General features: G+C 65.5%; 1 protein-coding gene and 1 pseudogene. Both read left to right on the forward strand.

Annotated features, from left to right (window positions below; all coding sequences use genetic code 11):
* Positions 1–128: 128 nt before the first annotated feature.
* Positions 129–1,772, forward strand: coding sequence for a flavin-containing monooxygenase (locus R1101_RS0122190; RefSeq protein WP_026003587.1), 1,644 nt, complete (start codon positions 129–131; stop codon positions 1,770–1,772).
* 33 nt (positions 1,773–1,805) lie between these two features.
* Positions 1,806–2,012 (forward strand): annotated as a pseudogene (locus R1101_RS28160) (alpha/beta hydrolase); the annotation flags it as partial.

A 2,012-nucleotide genomic window follows, 5' to 3' on the forward strand; every position in this document is an offset into this window, starting at 1 on the left:
GACGGCCAACACAGGTAGTGAATAGGGTAATTCGCCCCGCGTCCTCAAGTGTGATCCGCGTCATCGTCGATGCAGACCTTCGGTTCACCCGCCGGAGCGACATCCCCGATACCGAGGAGCCAGGACAGATGACTACTTCGTCCATCACCCCCGACACCGACGTCGTCGTCGTAGGAGCCGGATTCGCCGGGTTGTACGCGCTGCACAAGCTCCGCGACACCATGAACATGTCGGTGCGCGTCTTCGAAGCCGGCGACGATGTGGGTGGCACCTGGTACTGGAACCGCTATCCCGGTGCCCGCTGCGACATCGAGTCGATCCACTACTCCTACTCGTTCGACGACGACCTGCAGCAGGAGTGGCAGTGGAGCGAGAAGTTCGCCGGGCAGCCGGAGATCCTCCGCTACCTGAACCACGTGGCCGACCGCTTCGACCTGCGGAAGGGAATCACATTCGGCACGCGGGTGATCGGTGTGCACTGGGACGACGAGAACTCGTGGTGGACGGTCCGCACCGACACCGGCGAGACCGTGACGGCCCGGTGGTTCATCTCCGGTGCCGGTAACCTCTCGGTCCCCAAGAAGCCCGAGTTCGGGGGGATCGAGAACTTCCGCGGCGAAGTCCTGCTCACCGGCAACTGGCCGCACGAACCCGTCGACTTCACCGGCAGGCGCGTCGCGGTCATCGGCACCGGTGCCAGTGGAATCCAGGCGATCCCTCTGATCGCGCAACAGGCCGCGGAACTGGTGGTCTTCCAGCGCACACCGCAGTTCGCCACCCCGCTCGGGAACGGCCCGCTCGACCCGCAGGCACTCGACGAGGCCAAGAAGGCCTACCCCGAACTGAGAGATGCCGCGCGCAACCACTTCCTGGGCGTTCCGTTCGACCAGGTCCGGCCGTCGGCGCTGGCCGTCGACGCCGAGGAGCGTCGGCGGGTGTTCGACGAACGCTGGAATGCGGGCGGGTTCCGCCTGTTCATCGACAGCTTCCAGGACATCCTCGTCGACAGGAAGGCCAACGACACCGCCGCCGAGTACATCCGCGAACGGATCCGCGAGCGGGTGCAGGACCCTGACAAGGCCGACAAGCTCGCACCCCGGGGATATGCCTACGCCACGAAACGTCCCCCCCTCGAGACGAACTACTACGAGGCCTACAACCGTGACAACGTGCACCTCGTCGATGTGAAGAGCACCCCGATCAGCGAGATCACCGAAACCGGTGTGCGCGTCGGCGACCGCATCTACGAGGTCGACACCATCGTGCTCGCGACCGGCTTCGACGCGATGACCGGCCCGCTCATGGCCATGGACATCCGTGGACGCGGCGGACTGCGCCTGGCCGACAAGTGGGCGCACGGGCCACGCACCTATCTCGGCATCATGATCGACGAGTTTCCCAACCTCTTCACGATCACCGGGCCCCAGTCGCCCTCGGTGCTCTACAACATGCCGCTGGCCATCGAAGATCATGTCGACTTCGCGACCGACGCGATCGCGTATCTGCGCGCACACGATCTCGACGTCATCGAACCCACCGCCGAAGCCGAAGCCGACTGGGTGCGCACCACCACCGAGATCGCCGAACAGACGCTGCTGCCGCAGACCGACTCGTGGTACATGGGCGCGAACATCCCCGGTAAACCGCGTGCCTGCATGGTCTATCTGGGCGGTGCCCCGACCTATCGGCAGACCTGTGCGGACATCGTCGAGGGCGGCTACGTCGGCTTCGACCTGGCCCCGGCACAAGCCACCGTCCCGGCCGCCTCGTAGCGCGCCTCTCCCCATCTCGGAAGGAAAACACCCATGGCACTCGACGAGCACGCCGCCGGCCTCATCACAGGACTCGAGCAGCAGGGATTCACGTCGTTCTCGCAGATGACGGTCGAGCAGGTCCGCGCCACGATCGCGACCTTCACCGACCTCCAACTCCCACCGCAGGACGTCGACCGCGTGGACGAGACCCACTACGAGAGCGACGGCATCCCTCTCCCCCTGCGGATCTACACCCCC

The organism is Rhodococcus sp. R1101 (assembly GCF_000278445.1).
GTDB lineage: Bacteria > Actinomycetota > Actinomycetes > Mycobacteriales > Mycobacteriaceae > Rhodococcus > Rhodococcus gordoniae.